At 69.1% G+C, this 15,981-nt stretch carries 14 protein-coding genes; 2 read left to right on the top strand and 12 right to left on the bottom strand.

What is annotated here, in order from left to right:
* Nucleotides 1–52: 52 nt before the first annotated feature.
* Together ACS5PN_RS04845 and ACS5PN_RS04840 are read left to right on the top strand one after the other, a co-directional pair.
* Nucleotides 53–2,095 carry a M3 family metallopeptidase gene (locus tag ACS5PN_RS04845; protein WP_439462803.1) on the top strand — a complete coding sequence of 681 codons (2,043 nt, stop codon included), beginning with the start codon at nt 53–55 and terminating at the stop codon, nt 2,093–2,095.
* Nucleotides 2,096–2,199: 104 nt separating this feature from the next.
* A complete protein-coding gene (locus ACS5PN_RS04840; protein ID WP_439462802.1) occupies nt 2,200–3,222 on the top strand; it encodes a hypothetical protein in 1,023 nt (340 codons plus the stop codon).
* A gap of 6 nt (nt 3,223–3,228) precedes the next feature.
* Here ACS5PN_RS04840 and ACS5PN_RS04835 read toward each other — a convergent pair whose 3' ends face one another.
* The 12 genes from ACS5PN_RS04835 to ACS5PN_RS04780 all read right to left on the bottom strand — a co-directional run bounded on the left by ACS5PN_RS04835 (nt 3,229) and on the right by ACS5PN_RS04780 (nt 15,847).
* The gene (locus tag ACS5PN_RS04835; RefSeq protein ID WP_439462801.1) at nt 3,229–3,591 is read right to left on the bottom strand and encodes a YbaN family protein; all 363 of its coding nucleotides are present in this window, start codon (nt 3,589–3,591) and stop codon (nt 3,229–3,231) included.
* Between the two features lies 1 nt (nt 3,592).
* Nucleotides 3,593–4,363 carry an ABC transporter ATP-binding protein gene (locus tag ACS5PN_RS04830; RefSeq protein WP_439462800.1) on the bottom strand — a complete coding sequence of 257 codons (771 nt, stop codon included), beginning with the start codon at nt 4,361–4,363 and terminating at the stop codon, nt 3,593–3,595.
* A gap of 14 nt (nt 4,364–4,377) precedes the next feature.
* Nucleotides 4,378–5,493 (bottom strand): succinylglutamate desuccinylase/aspartoacylase family protein, encoded by a 1,116-nt coding sequence (locus tag ACS5PN_RS04825; RefSeq protein ID WP_439462799.1) that lies wholly within the window; start codon nt 5,491–5,493, stop codon nt 4,378–4,380.
* Between the two features lie 2 nt (nt 5,494–5,495).
* A complete protein-coding gene (locus ACS5PN_RS04820; protein ID WP_439462798.1) occupies nt 5,496–6,182 on the bottom strand; it encodes an ABC transporter permease in 687 nt (228 codons plus the stop codon).
* Complete coding sequence (locus ACS5PN_RS04815; RefSeq protein ID WP_439462797.1) at nt 6,179–6,868, bottom strand: ABC transporter permease; 690 nt, start codon at nt 6,866–6,868, stop codon at nt 6,179–6,181. Before ACS5PN_RS04815 ends, ACS5PN_RS04820 begins: the two co-directional genes overlap by 4 nt.
* Nucleotides 6,869–6,885: 17 nt before the next feature.
* Nucleotides 6,886–7,671 carry a transporter substrate-binding domain-containing protein gene (locus ACS5PN_RS04810; RefSeq protein ID WP_439462796.1) on the bottom strand — a complete coding sequence of 262 codons (786 nt, stop codon included), beginning with the start codon at nt 7,669–7,671 and terminating at the stop codon, nt 6,886–6,888.
* The gene (locus tag ACS5PN_RS04805) at nt 7,671–8,462 is read right to left on the bottom strand and encodes an ABC transporter substrate-binding protein (protein WP_439462795.1); all 792 of its coding nucleotides are present in this window, start codon (nt 8,460–8,462) and stop codon (nt 7,671–7,673) included. The genes ACS5PN_RS04810 and ACS5PN_RS04805 overlap by 1 nt, the downstream gene beginning before the upstream one ends.
* A 26-nt stretch (nt 8,463–8,488) precedes the next feature.
* A complete protein-coding gene (locus tag ACS5PN_RS04800) occupies nt 8,489–9,439 on the bottom strand; it encodes an alpha/beta fold hydrolase (RefSeq protein ID WP_439462794.1) in 951 nt (316 codons plus the stop codon).
* 150 nt (nt 9,440–9,589) lie between these two features.
* On the bottom strand, nt 9,590–10,327 hold the full coding sequence (locus ACS5PN_RS04795) for a sulfurtransferase (RefSeq protein WP_439462793.1): 738 nt from the start codon (nt 10,325–10,327) through the stop codon (nt 9,590–9,592).
* 95 nt (nt 10,328–10,422) lie between these two features.
* Complete coding sequence (locus ACS5PN_RS04790; protein ID WP_439462792.1) at nt 10,423–11,526, bottom strand: HD-GYP domain-containing protein; 1,104 nt, start codon at nt 11,524–11,526, stop codon at nt 10,423–10,425.
* The gene (locus ACS5PN_RS04785; RefSeq protein ID WP_439462791.1) at nt 11,523–13,547 is read right to left on the bottom strand and encodes an ATP-binding response regulator; all 2,025 of its coding nucleotides are present in this window, start codon (nt 13,545–13,547) and stop codon (nt 11,523–11,525) included. Before ACS5PN_RS04785 ends, ACS5PN_RS04790 begins: the two co-directional genes overlap by 4 nt.
* The gene (locus tag ACS5PN_RS04780; RefSeq protein WP_439462790.1) at nt 13,544–15,847 is read right to left on the bottom strand and encodes a response regulator; all 2,304 of its coding nucleotides are present in this window, start codon (nt 15,845–15,847) and stop codon (nt 13,544–13,546) included. The genes ACS5PN_RS04785 and ACS5PN_RS04780 overlap by 4 nt, the downstream gene beginning before the upstream one ends.
* Nucleotides 15,848–15,981 lie beyond the last annotated feature (134 nt).

The raw sequence follows: 15,981 nt of genomic DNA, 5'->3' as shown, positions 1-15,981 counted from the left end.
GGGCCGCCTCCGGCAGGAAGCGGCCCTTTTTGTTTTCCGCCAGGATCTCCTCATGAGCACCAACCCGCTGCTGCAGGACTGGGCCGGCCCACACGGCCTGCCTCCCTTCGCCGACATCGCCCCGGCGCATTTCCAGCCCGCCTTCGACGCCGCACTGGCGGCTCATCGCGCCGAGATCGACGCCATCGCCAGCCAGACCGAAGCGCCCAGCTTCGCCAACACGCTGGCGGCCTTCGACGCCAGCGGCCGCCAGCTCACCCGGCTGGAGCACCTGTTCTACACGCTGGCCGCCTCGGCCACTTCGCCGGAACTGCAGGCCGTGCAGCGCGCCATGGCAGCGCCCCTGGCCGACCACGGCAGCGCCGTCTACATGCACCAGGGTCTGTTCACGCGGGTCGAGGCCCTGTTCGAGCAGCGCGAAAAGCTGGCCCTGACATCCGAGCAGCAGCGCCTGCTGGAGCGCGTGCACCTGGACTTTCTGCGCTCCGGCGCCCGTCTGGCGCCCGAGGCGAGGGCGCGCTATGCCGCCGTCATGGCCCGCCTGGCCGAGCTGAACACGCGCTTTGCGCAGAACGTGCTGGGCGCCGAGAGCAGCTACCAGTTGCGCCTGACCACCGAAGCCGAACTCGCCGGACTGCCGGACTTCGTGCGCGCCGCGGCGCGCCAGGCCGCCATCGACCGTGACCTGGGGGAAGGCATCCACGTCATCACGCTGTCGCGCTCGCTGATCGTGCCTTTCCTGAGCTTCAGTGCCCGTCGCGACCTGCGCGAGCAGGCCTGGCGCGCCTGGGTCGGGCGCGGCGATGACACGGGTGAGACGGACAACCGCGAGATCTGCCGAGAGATCCTCGAACTGCGCGCCGAGCAGGCGAAGCTGCATGGCCATGCCTGCTATGCCGACTACGCGCTGGAGGACACCATGGCGCGCACGCAGTCTGCCGTCATGGGCCTGCTGGAGCGCGTCTGGCACCCGGCCCTGGCGGCGCAGGTCCGCGAGCGTGAAGCGGTGCAGGGCGCCATGGCCGCCGCAGGCGTCACGCATGCGCTGGAGGCCTGGGATTGGCGCTTCTACGCCGAGCAGGCCCGGCGGGCCCGCTTCGAACTGGACGAGGCCGAGGTCAAGCCTTACTTCTCGCTCGACCGCATGGTGGCAGCGATGTTCGACTGCGCCAGCCGGCTGTTCGGCCTGCAGTTCAAGCCGCGGCCGGATCTCGCCGGCTATCACGCCGACGTGCGTGCCTACGAGGTCTTCAATGCCGACGGCTCCCTGCGCGGCCTGTTCCTGCAGGACAACTTCGCCCGGCCCACCAAGCGCAGCGGCGCCTGGATGAATGCCATGCGCAACCAGAGCCGCGCTCTCGGCGCGACGCCGGTCATCTTGAACAACAACAACTTCGCTCGCGGCGCGGCGGGTGAGCCGACGCTGCTGAGCTTTGACGACGTGCGCACGCTCTTCCACGAGTTCGGCCACGGCCTGCACGGCCTGCTCTCCAGCGTCGAGCATGAGCGCCTGGCCGGCACCCAGGTGCTGCGCGATTTCGTCGAGCTGCCGTCCCAGCTCTACGAGCACTGGATGGCCGAGCCCGAGGTGCTGAAGAAGTTCGCCCGCCACTGGCAAACCGACGAGCCCCTGCCCGACGCGCTGCTGGCCAAGCTGCAGGCGGCGCGCCAGTTCGGCCAGGGCTACGAGACGCTGCGCTACACGGCCAGCGCCATCGTCGACATGGCCGCCCATTCGGCGTCGCAGTCGCCTGCCGACGTCGTGGCCTTCGAGCGCGACACGCTGGCCAAGTGGGAGTTGCCGGCCGAGGTCGGCATCAACCATCGGCTGACCCATTTTCAGCATCTGTTCAGCAGCGCCGGCTATGCCGCGGGCTACTACGTCTATCTGTGGGCCGAGGTGCTGGACTGCGACGCCTTCGATGCTTTCGTCGAGGCCGGCAATGTCTTCGACACGGCGGTGGCGGCGCGGCTGCGCGAGTGCATCTACTCGGCGGGCAACAGCCGCGAACCGGGCGAGGCCTTCCGTGCCTTCCGCGGCCGTGATCCTGTGGTCGAGCCCATGCTGAAGGATCGCGGGTTGCTGCCCGCCTGAAGCGCGCAGGGCGCTCTTTGGCTTTTCACGGCGCCGAGGCACACTTGAGCGTGCGGCGATCGACATCCCGGTGATCGCGGCGTTATTCAAGGGAGTCAACCAAGATGGCTTTGCATCGAAAGCGCCGCGCCGGCACTGTGCTTGCCCTGGCTTTGGCGCTGGGCTTGGCCGCTTGTGGCGGCGGTGGCGGTGGGAGCAGCGACCCCATCGTGCGGGTGCCGGAAGACTCCCAGGACTTGAACCTGGCATCGAGCAATTACGAAACCGCCGGACGGGCCAGCGTCGCCAATGTCTTCGTTCCCATCGGTGTCGGCGATGTCGGTGTGTTCGACCCGATCGGCGCCGCGCCCTGGCTGCTGCGCCTGAGCGTCGACCTGACGCGCCGTGCCTTGCGTTCGCCGGGCACGCCGCTGGCCCTGCTGCTGGGCATCCAGCTGCGCCAGACCCTGCCCTGCAGTGGAGGCGGCAGCCTGGTGGTGAGCCTGGCCGACAGCAACAGCAACGGCCGCTTCGACAACGGAGATGGCATCGCGCTGGAGGCCCAGTCGTGCAGGGAAGAGGACGGCACGGTGCTGCAGGGGCGCGTCAGCTTTGCCGTGCAGTCGCTCAGCGGTTTCATCGACAGCAGCAGCTATGGCGCGACGCTGGCCGTCACGCTGAGCGCCTTCAGTGCCACCCGCGGTGCGGACACGGTGCAGGGTGACGGCACGCTCAATTTCACGCAGACCCAGACGCCGACCGTCAGCGAGCTCAAGCTGTCGACGGACTTCATGATGTTCTCGGGCCGCCAGGACGGCCAGCCCTTCACGACGACGCTGAGCGGTGTGAAGCTCACCCTGCGCACCGAGACCGTCACCGGTGTCAGCCGCACCACCATCAGCTACGAGGGCCAGATCTCCAGCAGCGGCCTGGGCGGCAAGCGGGTCATCGTCACGACGCCTCAGCCGCTGGTCATCACCGGCAGCGACCGCTATCCGAGCAGCGGCCAGCTGATGGTGCAGGGCAATGGTGGTTCGGCCCTGCGCATCTCATCGGTGAATGCCACGCAGGCCCGGCTGGAAGTGGACGCCGAGGGTGATGGCCGCTACGAGGCCCAGACGACGAAGAGCTGGGCAGAGTTGAAGTAACGACGCTCAGGCTTCGGGGCGGCGCCAGAGCCAGATCGCGACGGCCAGCATCAGCGCCGGCACGGCGATCTTGACGGCCAGAGGGGCCGGCGTCAGCGCCAGCATCACCGCACTGGCCGTCATCATCAGGCTGGCCATCCACTTGGCCCGCCGCGGTACCGCGCCGCGCTCCCGCCAGCCGCGGATGTGGGGGCCGAAATGCGCATGGTTGAGCAGCCAACGCTCCAGGACCGGCCAGCCCTTGCCGGCGGCCCAGGCGGCGAGCAGCAGGAAGGGGACGGTCGGCACGACCGGCAGCACCAGGCCGATCAGGCCGAGAGCCAGGCTCAAAAGAGCCAGTGCCCGCCACAGCAGGCTGCGCAGGGTCACGCTATTTCAGACCCCCGCTGAGGAACTGCTGCAGCCGCTCGCACTGCGGCTTGATCAGCATTTCCTTGGGGTTGCCTTCCTCTTCCACCTTGCCCTGGTGCAGGAAGAGGCAGTGGTTGGAGACCTCGCGGGCAAAGCCCATCTCGTGGGTTACGACGACCATGGTGCGGCCCTCCGAAGCCAGGTCGCGCATGACCTTGAGGACTTCGCCGACCAGCTCGGGGTCCAGAGCCGACGTCGGCTCGTCGAACAGCATGACCTCGGGGTCGACGGCCAGGGCGCGGGCGATGGCCACGCGCTGCTGCTCGCCACCCGACAGCTGGGCCGGGTAGACATGGGCGCGGTGCGACACGCCGACGCGCGCCAGCAGGGCCTGGGCCCGCTCGATGGCCTCGGCCTTGGACTTGCCCAGCACGTGCACGGGCGCCTCGATGACGTTCTCCAGCACCGTCATGTGGGCCCAGAGGTTGAAGTTCTGGAAAACCATGGCCAGCTTGGCGCGCCACAGCTGCAGCTGCCTGGCGTCGGCGGCCTTCAGGCTGCCGTCGCGGTCGCGGGTCAGCTTCAGGTTCTCGCCGCACAGGCTCAGCTCGCCCTCGTTGGGCTGCTCGAGCAGGTTCAGGCAGCGCAGGAAGGTGCTCTTGCCCGAGCCCGAGGAGCCGATCAGCGTGACGACGTCGCCGCGCTTCGCGCTGAAGGAAATGCCCTTGAGCACTTCGCGCTCGCCAAAGCGCTTGTGGATGTTGGTGGCCTGGAGTTGGATGTCGCTCATGTTGTTCTAGTTGTTCAGGCGCCGAGGAGTTTTCCGGTGCGAATCGCTTCTCTGCCGGCCACCTTGGCCACGCGCATGCCGGCATTGGCAAAGCGCAGGAAGTCGCGGGCGAAGAAGAGGCCGTCGACGGGGCTCTTCAATTCGGTGACGCGGGCCGTGATGGGGTCGATGACATGGGCCAGCACCTCCCCGGCCAGCACCTCGGCGCCAACCTCCTTGACGAAGGTCAGCACGCCGGCGACGGGCGACTTGATGGGCATGCTGCCGGCCAGCGGACGGGCATCGCCGACGGCCTGGGGGACCGCGGGCTTGTCGCCGGCGATCAGGCCGCGCCAGCGCAGGAAATCGATGATGTTCTTCGCATCGGCCGAAGCCAGCTCATGGGTCACATCGGCGGCGCCGCGCAGCTCGACGGTGACCGACAGGCAGGCCTGCGGGATGGGGAAGCGGTTGCCGAAGTGTTTTGCCCATTTCCACCAGACCTGGGAGCAGGCCTCGTCGAAGGGGTTGTCGCCCGAGTCCTGGGCCAGCAGCGTCAGGCGCGAGCCAAGGAAGGCTGCCAGCGGTTCGCAATCGGGCCAGCAGGGCGTCTCGGTGTAGAGATGCATCAGGGCCTGAGCGTCGCAGTGCAGGTCCAGCACGATGTCGGCATCGCAGCTCAGGGCCATCAGCTGGCGGCGCTGGGACTGCAGTTCGGTGTCGACGGGGGCGGCCTCGACGGCCGCCTTCAGCGCGCGACGCAGCAGGGCGACGTTGGCCTTGGCGTCATTGCCCAGTTGGGGCTCGACGGCGGCGGCCACGGCCTCGATCTGGTCCGGGTAGTGGCGGTTGAAGTTCTCACCCGTCGTCAGCTCGAAGCGGCCCAGGTGGGCATGCAGCACGAACTGGGAGAGGCCGATAGGGTTGGCCACGGGCACGAGGACGATTTCGCCGGTGATCTGGCCGGCCGCCTCGAGGGCATCGAGCCGCTGGCGCAGATGGTGGGCGACCAGCATGCCGGGCAATTCGTCGCCATGCAGGGAGGCCTGGATATACGCCTTCTGGCCGCCAGGCTTGCCGTAGTGCAGCGAGACGAGTTCGCGCTGGGTGCCCGGCGCGGGAGAAATCAGGGGATGGCGGACGAGGTTCATGATCAACGGCTCATCATGGGTTTCAGCCAGCGGTTCTCGGCCCAGCGGAACAGCCCGACCAGGCTGAGCGTCAGCACGAAGTAGAAGGCGCCGGCGGTGATGAAGGCCTCAAAGGGCAGGTAGTACTTGGCATAGACCTGCTGGGCCGCGCCGGTCACGTCCAGCAGCGTGACGGTGCTGGCCAGCGAGGTGCCATGCAGCATGAAGATGGCCTCGTTGCCGTAGGCCGGCAGGGCGCGGCGCAGGGCCGCGGGCAGCACGATACGGCGCAGCATCAGGCCGCGGCTCATGCCCAGGGCCTTGGCGGCCTCGATCTCGCCGGCGGGCAGGGCGCGGATGCTGCCGGCAATGATCTCGGTCGTGTAAGCGGCCGTGTTCAGCGTGAAGGTCAGCCAGGCGCAGAAGGTGGCCGACGACAGCCAGGGCCAAGCCCAGCTGTCGCGCACGACCTCGAACTGGGCCGCGCCGTAGTAGATGAGGAAGAGCTGCACCAGCATCGGCGTGCCGCGGAAGACGTAGGTGTAGACCCAGACCAGACGCGACGGCCAGACCAGGAAGACCGTGCGCACGACGGCCAGCGGCACGGCCAGCACCAGGCCGCCGAGCAGGGACAGCACCAGCAGCTGCAGCGACGTGACCAGGCCGTTCAGATAGAGCGGGTAGTTCTCGAAAACGGCGTCGAAATTCATAGCCGGCCTGCCTTGGTGCCGATGGCCAGGCGCTTCTGCGCCCAGGCGAAGACGAGTTCGGAGACGCTGGTGAACACGAGATAGATGACGGCCACGGCCAGGAAGAAGGTGAAAGGCTCGCGCGTCGTGCCGGCGGCCTGCTTGCCGCGCGTCATCAGGTCGGACAGGCCGATGACGGACACGATGGCCGTGCTCTTGATCAGCACCAGCCAGTTGTTGGAGATGCCCGGCAGCGCATGGCGCAGCATCTGCGGCAGCGTGATGCGCCACAGCACCTGGCGCGGGCTCATGCCGTAAGCCAGGCCGGCTTCGCGCTGGCCCGGCGGCACGGCCAGGAAGGCACCGCGGAAGGCCTCGGTCAGGTAGGCGCCGAAGATGAAGCCGATGGTCAGCACGCCGGCGAAGAAGGGGTCGATGTCAATGTAGTCCTCGTGGCCGAGCATGGGCGCGGCGGCGTTGATGGCCAGCTGGCCGCCGTAGAAGACGAGCAGCATCAGCACCAGATCGGGCACGCCGCGGATCAGCGTCGTGTAGGTGGCGGCGACGCCCCGCGCGACCCGCGAGCGCGACAGCTTGGCCAGGGCGCCGATGAGCCCGAGCAGGGCGGCGATGGCCAGCGAGGACAGGGCCACCGCCAGAGTGACGGCGGAGCCTTCGAGCAGGCTGGGGAGGAATCCGTGCAACATGAAGAGAGAGGCCGCGATCAGCGTGGAGGGGTGACGAGATCGAAGCTGAAATAGCGGTCGTTGAGGGTCTTGAGGGTGCCGTTGCTGCGCAGTGCCGCCAGGGCCTCGTCGATGCGTTGGCCCAGCGTGCCGGCCTCGGCCTTGCGCAGGCCGACGCCTATGCCCTTGCCGTAGTAGCGCTGGTCGCGCGCGAAATCGGGGCCGACGAAGCCGAAGCCGCGGCCGTCGGCATGGTTGAGGAAGCCGAACTGGGCGATGACGGCGTCCACCAGGGTGGCATCCAGGCGGCCCGACTTCAGGTCCAGGAAGGCCTGGTCCTGGGTCGCATAACGCACCAGCTGGATGCCGCCGAACTGCTCGGCCAGGAAGCGCTCATGGATGGTGCCGCGCTCCACGCCGACGCGCTTGCTCTTCATGCCCGCCGGCGTCACGTCGGTGCGCGTGTCGCCGCGCATGACCATGCGGGCCGGCGAGAAGTAGTAGGGCGACGAAAACGCGATGACCTGCTGGCGCTCCGGCGTGATGGACATCGAGGCCATGATGGCGTCGATCTTGCGCGACTGCAGCGCCGGGATCAGCCCGTCGAACTCCAGGATGACCGGCGTGTAGGGCAGGGCCAGCCGGGTGCTCAGCGCCTGGGCCACGTCGATCTCGAAGCCCTTGAGCTGGCCGTCGGTGCCGATCTCGCTGAAGGGCGCATAGCCGACGGCGAAACCGATGCGCAGGCGCTGGGGCGCGGCCTGGCCCATCGCCGTGCCGGCGAAGGCCAGGGTCGTCGCTGCCAGGGCCGAGCGGCGTCGCATCACTGCTGCTTGGTGCGCGGCGCGATGTCGTAGTCGAAATACTTGTCGGCCAGCTTCTTGAAGGTGCCGTTGGCCTGCACGGCGTCGATGGCGGCGTTGAACTTCTTGCCCAGCGTCGCCTCGTCAGCCTTGCGCATGCCGACACCGGTGCCGACGCCGAAGACCTTGTCGTCGATGATGGCCGGGCCGGAGAAGGCAAAGCCCTTGCCTTCGGGCTTCTTCAGGAAGCCGAAGTCACCGGCGGGCGAGTCCATCAGCGTGGCGTCGATGCGGCCGCTCTTCAGGTCGAGGAAGACCTGGTCCTGGCTGCCGTAGCGCACGATCTCGCTCTGCTTGAAGGTGGCGGCGGCATAGGTCTCATGGGTCGTGCCGCGCTGCACGCCGATCTTCTTGCCCTTCAGGCCGGCGGCCGTCGGGTCGAGCTTCACGCCGGTCTTGGCAATGAGGCGGGCCGGGGTGTTGTAGTAGGGCTTGGTGAAGGCGATGACCTTCTGGCGCTCCTCGGTGATGGAGACGCTGGCGAAGATGGCGTCGACCTTGCGCGATTGCAGGGCGGGGATGAGACCGTCGAAGTCCTGCTGCACCAGGGTGCACTGGGCCTTCATCTCGGCGCAGTAGGCCTGCACCAGTTCGATCTCGAAGCCCTTGAGCTTGCCATCGGGGCCGATCTCGGAGAAAGGCGGGTAGGCGCCTTCGACGCCGATGCGCAGCTTCTTCCATTCAGGAGCCTGGGCCTGGGCCAGCGATGCGGCGGCCAGCAGGGCCAGCGCGATCAGGGAGCGTTTCTTCATGTCAAACCTCTTGGGTGGGACGGTGTTCAGCGGGCGACGTTGGGTAGCCAGTCGCGCAAGGCCGCAAGGGTAGCAGCCGGGTCCTCCTCCTGAGGCACATGGCCTAGGGTCGGGAAAACCACCAATCGGCTGCCCGGAATGCCTTTTTCGAACTCACGGCCCCAGCGCAGCGGAATGAGGCGATCGCGCTCGCCCCAGAGGATGAGGGTGGGCACCTTGATCTCACCCAGGCGCTCGACGGGGCCCGGTGCGAGCTGGTCCATGCGCCTCATCAGGGCGACACGGTTGCCTTCGCGCAACGCCAGCTCGTAGTAGCGGTCCACCAGGGCGGCGGTGACGCGGCTCTTGTCGCCGTAGACGTCGAGCACGCTGTCCTCGATGGCGCGGCGCGGCAGCACCCAGCGCATGGGCTCGCGCAGCACCGGAATGCGGGCGATCCGAAAGCCCAGGGGCAGGGATTCCGGCTCGAAAGCGAAGCCGGCGGCATCGACCAGGACGAGGCCGGCGACGTGAGCCGGGTCGGCCAGCGCCACCTGCCAGGCGATCCCACCGCCCAGGGAGTTGCCGCCCAGGATCGCCCGGCCCACGCCGAGGCGGGCCAGCAGCTGGCGCACGAAGGCGACATAGCGGGCGTCGCTGTAGTCGTTCTCCGCGTTCGGGCCGGTCAGGCCGAAGCCGGGCAGGTCGAAGCTGATGACGCGCCGGGTGGCGCTGAGCTCGGCCACCCAGCCCTCCCAGGTGTGCAGGCTGGCGCTGGTGCCGTGGATGAGGACGATGGGCAGCGGGTCGCTGCTCGGGCCCTGGTCGCGGTAGTGCACCAGCAGGCCATCGAGGTCGACGAAGTCCGACGGCGGCGGGGCCCAGCGCGGCACCAGGCTTTCCAGCGAGCGATCGGGCGCCTTGCTGACGGCAAAGCCCAGGGCGGCCAGCATCAGCAGGATGCCGAATGCCTTCAGCGCAAATTCACGTAATTTCATCTTGGAGGGATTTTCGGGCCGAGCGCCGGGCCGCTCCCTAGCCGGCCCGCCTGGCGATTTGCTCGCGGCTTGATGCCGTGAGCATCGCCGTCCCCTCGGGGACCGACTGGGCTGGCCCGCGTTCAGCGCGGCAAGACTGGGCGAGGGGCATCACTTCGGGGAGAGGTCAGCGTTGACGCCCCTGCGATCGTCGAAGACGAAGCAGTTGCCGTGGTAATGCTTGCCGCCGGTGTCCTCGAAGTATTTCAGGATGCCGCCATCCAGCTGCCAGGCCGTCAGGCCCTGTTCCTCGAGCACCATGGCCGCCTTCTCGCAGCGGATACCGCCGGTGCAGTAGCTCACCACCGTCTTGCCGACGAGCTCGTCGCGGTGGGCCGCCAGCGCGTCGGGAAAGTCGCTGAACTTGTGCAGCCGCCAGTCGATGGCGCCGTCAAAAGCGCCCTCGTCGACCTCGAAGCCGTTGCGCGTGTCCAGCAGCACCACCTCGCGGCCGTCGTCGTCATGGCCCTGGTCCAGCCAGCGCACCAGCGTCGCCGGGGCCAGCGCGGGTGCGCGCGGCGCTTGGTCGGGGCGCACGGCCGGCCGGTTCATGCGGATGATCTCGGGCTTGACCTTGACCTTGAGGCGTTGGAAGGGCTGCACCTCGCTCCAGCTTTCCTTGGGCACGAGCGTGTCGAAGCGCGTGTCGGCCCGCAACTCGTCGACCCAGGCGTTCACGGCGTCGGCCGGGCCGGCCAGGAAGAGGTTGATGCCTTCCTCGGCGATCAGCACGGTGCCCTTGAGGTCCAGGGCCAGCGCCCGGGCTTCGAGGCGGTCGCGCAGCGCTGCCGTGTCGGTCAGCGAGACGAAGAGGTAGCAGGAGATATTGAGGATGGGGCCGGACTGCATGGGCCCGCGATTATCAATCCGCCTGCAGGGCGCGCACTCGCAGAGCGAGTGCCCCGACTGAGGCGAGTCGGCCCAAGCAGTTGGGCCGCCTGTCCTCAGTCGGCCCATCGGGACGCGATGCCGCGCACTTCATCCAGGCAGGCATTGAGGGCATCGACGATGCGCGGATCGAAATGGCTGCCGCTGCCGCCGCGGATGAAGGCCAGGGCGTCGTCGTGGCTCATGGCCTGCTTGTAGGGGCGCACGCTGATCAGTGCGTCATAGACGTCGGCGACAGCCATCAACCGGGCCGACAGCGGGATGGCTTCGCCGGCCAGGCCGTCGGGATAGCCGCTGCCGTCCCATTTCTCGTGGTGGTGGCGGGCGATCTGCTTGCCGAAGGTCAGCATGGGACCGGCGTCTTCGCCCAGCTTGTCGATGGCGCGCTGCAGCAGGTCGGCGCCGTGCTCCGCATGGGTCTTCATGACCTGCCATTCGTCGGGCGACAGCTTGCCGGGCTTGAGCAGGATGCCGTCGGGGATGGCGACCTTGCCGATGTCGTGCAGAGGCGCGGCCTTGGCGAGTTCATCGATGGCTTCGGCCGTCAGGTCTACCGGACCGTCGGGCTGGGCGGCGATCCACTGCGCCAGCGTGCGCACGTACTCCTGGGTGCGCTGGATGTGATTGCCGGTGTCGGCATCGCGGAATTCGGCCAGGCCCACCATGACGAAGAGGGTGGTGTCGCGCAGCCGTTCGACCTCGACCCGGCGCGCTTCCAGCTCGCCGCTCAGCTGGGCGTTGTGGCGCAGCAGATGGTCTTCGGCCAGCTTGAGCTGCAGATGGGTGCGCACCCGGGCCAGCACGGTGGCCGGGTTGAACGGCTTGTGGATGAAGTCGGCACCGCCGGCATCGAAGCCGGCGCTCTCGTCCTCGGGACGGGTCAGGGCTGTCAGGAAGATGACGGGCGTGCGGCGTGTGGCCGGGTCGCTTTTCAGCTGGCGGCAGACCTCATAGCCATCCATCTCCGGCATCATCACGTCGAGCACGATGAGGTCGGGCGGCTGGCGGCGGCAGATCTCCAGCGCCTTGGCGCCGCTGACGGCGAGTTGCACGCGGTAGTCGGGCTTGAGCACCTGGGCCAGCAGCGTCAGGTTGGCCGGCGTGTCGTCGACGACGAGGACGGTGGCCTGGGTGGCGATCTCGGGCGGCATCATCGTCATGGCTTGCTCGCATCCTTGGTCTTGCCGCGCAGCGCGGCCTGGGCCTCGTCGAAATCGAAGCGCTGCATCGCACCCGCCAGGGCCTTGGCCTGGGGCGCCGGCAGCATCTCGATGAAGGCGGATTCATGCTGCTCGTACAGCGTCAGCGCATTGCTGTCGGCCTCGCCCAGCAGGGTGTCGAGCTCGCTCATCAGCGTGGTGGGATCGGCGCCAGGCGTGGTCGGGTCGACGACATCGGGCATGGGCAGGTCCACCGGCAGCGGGCGGTCCAGGTCGAGCAGGCGGCGCAGCATGTGCGGCAGCAGGGGCTTGGCGCACAGGGACTCGGCGCCCAGGCGCAGCGCACGCTCGCGCAGCACCGGCGTGTCGAAGGCGCTCAGCAGCACCGTACGGCGGGCGCGCGGCGGGCCGCTCTCCTTCAGGCTTGCGAGCAGCTCGCTGCCTTCCATGTCGGGCAGCACCCAGTCGATCAGCAACAGGTCATAGGGCTGGCTGGCCGGCACGGAGACCAGCCGGCCCAGCGCCTGGCGTCCCTGGGCCAGCAGGTCGACGCGGCTGCTCGGCGCCAGCGCCTTCAGCAGCGCGATCAGGGTCTCGTGGCCACCGCTGTGGGTGGCCTGCACCAGCAGCACACGCCGTGCGGGCGGTGGCGGTGGCGGGGCCAGGTCGGCGCAGGGCGACGGTGGCAGGCTGAGCTCGAATTCGCTGCCACGGCCTGGGGCGCTGCGCGCTGTCAGTGTGCCGCCCATGCGTTCGGCCAGCGCGCGGCAGATGGCTAGGCCCAGGCCGGTGCCGCCAAAGCGCCTGCTCGCGCCGGCCTCGGCCTGCGCAAAGGGCGTGAAAAGGCGGGTCAGATGCTCCGCCGCCATGCCGACGCCGCTGTCGCGCACCCGCAGCAGCCAGCCGCCGGAGGCGTCCACCGAGGCGCTGAGCTTGATCTGGCCGGCCGGCGTGAACTTGACGGCGTTGACCAGCAGCTCGGTGATGAGCTGGGTCAGGCGGACCGCGTCCCCGCGGCGTGCACCGGCAGCGCCCAGCAGCTCGGGCGATGCGATGTCGCAGATCAGCTCCAGCTGCTTGGCCTGGGCGGCCGGGCGTACGGCGTCGAAGGCGCTGGCCAGCAACTGCTCGATGTGCAGGGGTTCATGGGCCAGCTGCATGCGGCCGGCGTCCAGGTCGGCATAGTCCAGCAGGCCGTCGATGAGCTTGACCAGGGACTCGCCGGCCTTGGCCACTTCCTGCAGGCGGCCACGCTGGTCGGCCTGCAGTCGGCCCTCCAGCAGCAGTCGCGTCAGGCCGAGCACGGTGTTCATCGGCGTGCGGATCTCGTGGCCGATGTTGGCCAGGAAGTCGGACTTGGCCCGCGAAGCCGTTTCAGCCGCGGCGCGGGAGCGTTCCATCTCGGCCATGCGCGCTGCGACCAGGTCCTCGGCCGTGGCCAGGCCCTCGGCCGCCGGCGCCAGCTGCGTCAGGCGGCCGATCTGCCGCGACAAGCCCCAGAGCGCGAGACAGAACATGGTCTGGCACAGGCCGATATTGGCGATCAGCGGCCAGCCCTCCATCAGCCATTGCGGCGGTGTGCCGTAAAAGCGCAGCAGCGTCGGTGGCGCCAGCATGACGACGAGCAGGCTGAGCGAGATGAACAGGGCTTCGCGGGCCCGCCAGGTCGTGAACAGCAGCAGGCAGCCTCCCATGGCCCAGGGCGCAAAGCTGCCCAGGGTGTAGAGGCTGGGGCCCGGGTCGGGCCGCAGCGTGAACACCAGCATGCTCAGCGAGAAATACAGGGCCAGCAGCGTGACGCCGATGCGCTGCCAGACGCGCAGCCGCTGCGGCAGGCGCCAGACCAGCAAGGCCAGTGCGGAGAAGGCCGTCGTGATCAGCGGATACGCGATGCGGTCGCTGGGCTCGATGACGCCCAGCAGGGTCTCGCCCGCCCAGGCACACAGCGCCGAAGCGACGATGACCTTGAACAGCCAGCGCGTGCCGACCGGACCGAGAACGATGATGACCGGCGCCCTCAAGCCTTGCCTTTCAGTGCATGGGCTGCGGCATCGAAGTCGAGGGCGGCGAGGGCGCGCTCCAGGCGCTGGTGCAGATCGGGCGCCAGGCCGCTGTGCGCACCGTGCGCCTGCCACCAGTCCAAGGCCCGGCTGTCACTCTGGGCCAGCAACTGGTGCAGTTCGGCCACATTGCCCGGCCCGCTGGCGCGGGGCGCCGCGGCGCCGTCCCAGCTGCGGGCCAGTGCCGCCTGGATCTCGGCCTGCAGCAGGTCGAGTGCGGGTGCGACACGGTCCAGATGCCGGCCGGCGCTGTCGGCATCGGAGGTGGCGGCGCTGCGCTCCAGTGCGAGGGCGGCCTGGTGCAGGGGATGGGCGCCGAGTGTCGCGGCCAGGCCTTGCAGGGTGTGGGCCGCGCGGCGCAGTTCGGCCCAGTTGCCGCTGGCCAGCCAGTCGGCCCAGCCGGCGAGGCCCGCGGCGTATTGATCCGCGAAGCCCTGCAGCGTGCGGCGGTACAGGGCCGATTGGCCATCGAACTGGCGCAGGCCGGTCTGCAGGTCCAGCGTGGGGCGGGGCGGCTGCGGTGGGGGCTTGGGGCGGTAGCGCTGCAGTTCACGCACCAGCCGGGTCACGTCCAGCGGCTTGGCGATATGGCCCTGCATGCCGACGGCCGTGCATTCGGCGCGCTCCTCGGCCAGCGCGTGGGCCGTCATGGCCAGCACGGGCAGGGCGTCGAACTCGGGCAGCTCGCGCAGCTTGCGCGTCGCGCTGAGGCCGTCGAGCACGGGCATCTGCAGGTCCATCAGCACCAGGTCGTAGGCGGCGGGGCCGCGCGCCAGCAGGCGGTCCAGCCCCTCCTGGCCGTTGGCGGCCACGTCGACCTGGGCACCGCGGCTGCTCAGCAGGCGCAGAGCGATCTCCTGGTTGACGGGGTGGTCCTCGACCAGCAGCACGCGCAGGCCGGCCAGGGATTGCGTGTCGACGTTGGCGGGGCGATCGGCGGGCGCGTCGTCGAGCAGGCGACGCAACTCGCCGGGCAGCAGGGGCTTGGGGCAGAGGGCCCGCGCGCCGAAGCTGCGGGCCTGGGCCGGGCCTTCATCGGCGCCCGGTGGGCACAGCACGGCGATGCGCAGGGCCGGGTGGTCGCGGCGCAACTGGGCCAGCAACTCCGCGCCGCCGGGGCCGGGCAGCTGCCAGTCCAGCAGCAGCCATTCAAAGGGGCGGCCGGCCTCGCGGGCGCCGCCCAGCGCGGCAAGTGTGCTGGCGGCATCGACGCTGGCGGCGACGCCGGACCCCAGGCCGAGATGGCGCAGCATGGCCAGCGTCGCCTCGCGGCCTTCGGGGCGAGCCTTGGCGAGCAGCAGGCGCTGTGGCTTGAGGGGTGCAGGCGCCGTGGCGGTGGTGTCCAGAAGCAGGGGCAGACGGATCTCGAAGCTGCTGCCCCGGCCCGGCTCGCTGCGCACGTCCAGCTTGCCGCCCATCAATTCGACCAGGCGCCGGGCGATGGACAGGCCCAGACCGGTGCCGCCGTAGCGTCGCTGGATGGAGGCGTCGCCCTGCCTGAACTCGCCGAACAAGCCGTCGAGCTGCTCGGCACTCATGCCGATGCCGCTGTCCTGCACCGTCAGCGTCAGCGGCACCCGGCCCCGATCGTCGGTGGGCGCGGCGGCCAGCCGCAGCTGCACCTGGCCGGCCGGCGTGAACTTGAGGGCGTTGGACAGCAGGTTGACCAGCACCTGCTGCAGCCGCAGTGCATCGCCGCGCAGTTGGCCGCGCGGGCCGAGCAGGCTGGCGTCGGCCCAGTCGCAGATCAGCGCGACAGCGGGATTGGTATGCACCGGCCGCACCAGTTCCATGGCCTGGCCGACGACGTCCTCCAGGCGCAGCGGCAGGGACTCGATCTCCATGTGGCCGGCTTCGATCTTGGAGACGTCCAGCACGTCGTTGACGAGGCCGAGCAGGGTGCGCGAAGCGGCGTCGGCCTTGGTCAGCAGGTCGCGCTGCTCGGGTGTGAGCTGGGTCTGCAGGGCCAGCTGCGTCATGCCCATGACCGCATTCATGGGCGTGCGGATCTCGTGGCTGATCTGGGCCAGGAAGCGTGTCTTGGCTTCGGTGGCGGCCTTGTGGGCCTCGGCGGCGTTGACATTGCGGCGCAGCGCCAGCACGCACAGCGGCGGCAGGGGCAGCAGCAGGGCATTGATCACCAGCGCGACATCAGCCGCCGTGCCACCGATGCCGCGCAAGCCCCAGAGCAGGAACAGCAGCACCAGCAATGCCGCCATGGCAAGCCAGAGAAGGCCGAGCGTGAACTTGCGCTGGGGCATGGGGCGATCGCGTGGAACTGAGGCCTGCTGCAGCAGTGCTGACAGGCCCGGCGATTATGTGAGGGCGGGATGCGCGAAATGTGCGACGGAATCCACACCTATGTCCTGGGGAAAGCCCCCGGCATGCCCTTAGG

Origin of the sequence: Roseateles sp. NT4 (genome assembly GCF_051857475.1) — a bacterium.
Lineage (GTDB): Bacteria > Pseudomonadota > Gammaproteobacteria > Burkholderiales > Burkholderiaceae_C > Pelomonas.
This window is presented reverse-complemented; position numbering and strand designations above follow the sequence as displayed.

Excerpts from the sequence above, each read along its gene's own strand:
- ACS5PN_RS04805 (WP_439462795.1), bottom strand. The coding sequence starts at position 8,462 with ATGAAGAAACGCTCCCTGATCGCGCTGGCCCTGCTGGCCGCCGCATCG.
- ACS5PN_RS04800 (WP_439462794.1), bottom strand. The coding sequence starts at position 9,439 with ATGAAATTACGTGAATTTGCGCTGAAGGCATTCGGCATCCTGCTGATG.
- ACS5PN_RS04820 (WP_439462798.1), bottom strand. The coding sequence starts at position 6,182 with ATGAATTTCGACGCCGTTTTCGAGAACTACCCGCTCTATCTGAACGGC.
- ACS5PN_RS04790 (WP_439462792.1), bottom strand. The coding sequence starts at position 11,526 with ATGACGATGATGCCGCCCGAGATCGCCACCCAGGCCACCGTCCTCGTC.
- ACS5PN_RS04810 (WP_439462796.1), bottom strand. The coding sequence starts at position 7,671 with ATGCGACGCCGCTCGGCCCTGGCAGCGACGACCCTGGCCTTCGCCGGC.
- ACS5PN_RS04825 (WP_439462799.1), bottom strand. The coding sequence starts at position 5,493 with ATGAACCTCGTCCGCCATCCCCTGATTTCTCCCGCGCCGGGCACCCAG.
- ACS5PN_RS04845 (WP_439462803.1), top strand. The coding sequence starts at position 53 with ATGAGCACCAACCCGCTGCTGCAGGACTGGGCCGGCCCACACGGCCTG.
- ACS5PN_RS04840 (WP_439462802.1), top strand. The coding sequence starts at position 2,200 with ATGGCTTTGCATCGAAAGCGCCGCGCCGGCACTGTGCTTGCCCTGGCT.
- ACS5PN_RS04780 (WP_439462790.1), bottom strand. The coding sequence starts at position 15,847 with ATGCCCCAGCGCAAGTTCACGCTCGGCCTTCTCTGGCTTGCCATGGCG.
- ACS5PN_RS04815 (WP_439462797.1), bottom strand. The coding sequence starts at position 6,868 with ATGTTGCACGGATTCCTCCCCAGCCTGCTCGAAGGCTCCGCCGTCACT.
- ACS5PN_RS04830 (WP_439462800.1), bottom strand. The coding sequence starts at position 4,363 with ATGAGCGACATCCAACTCCAGGCCACCAACATCCACAAGCGCTTTGGC.
- ACS5PN_RS04795 (WP_439462793.1), bottom strand. The coding sequence starts at position 10,327 with ATGCAGTCCGGCCCCATCCTCAATATCTCCTGCTACCTCTTCGTCTCG.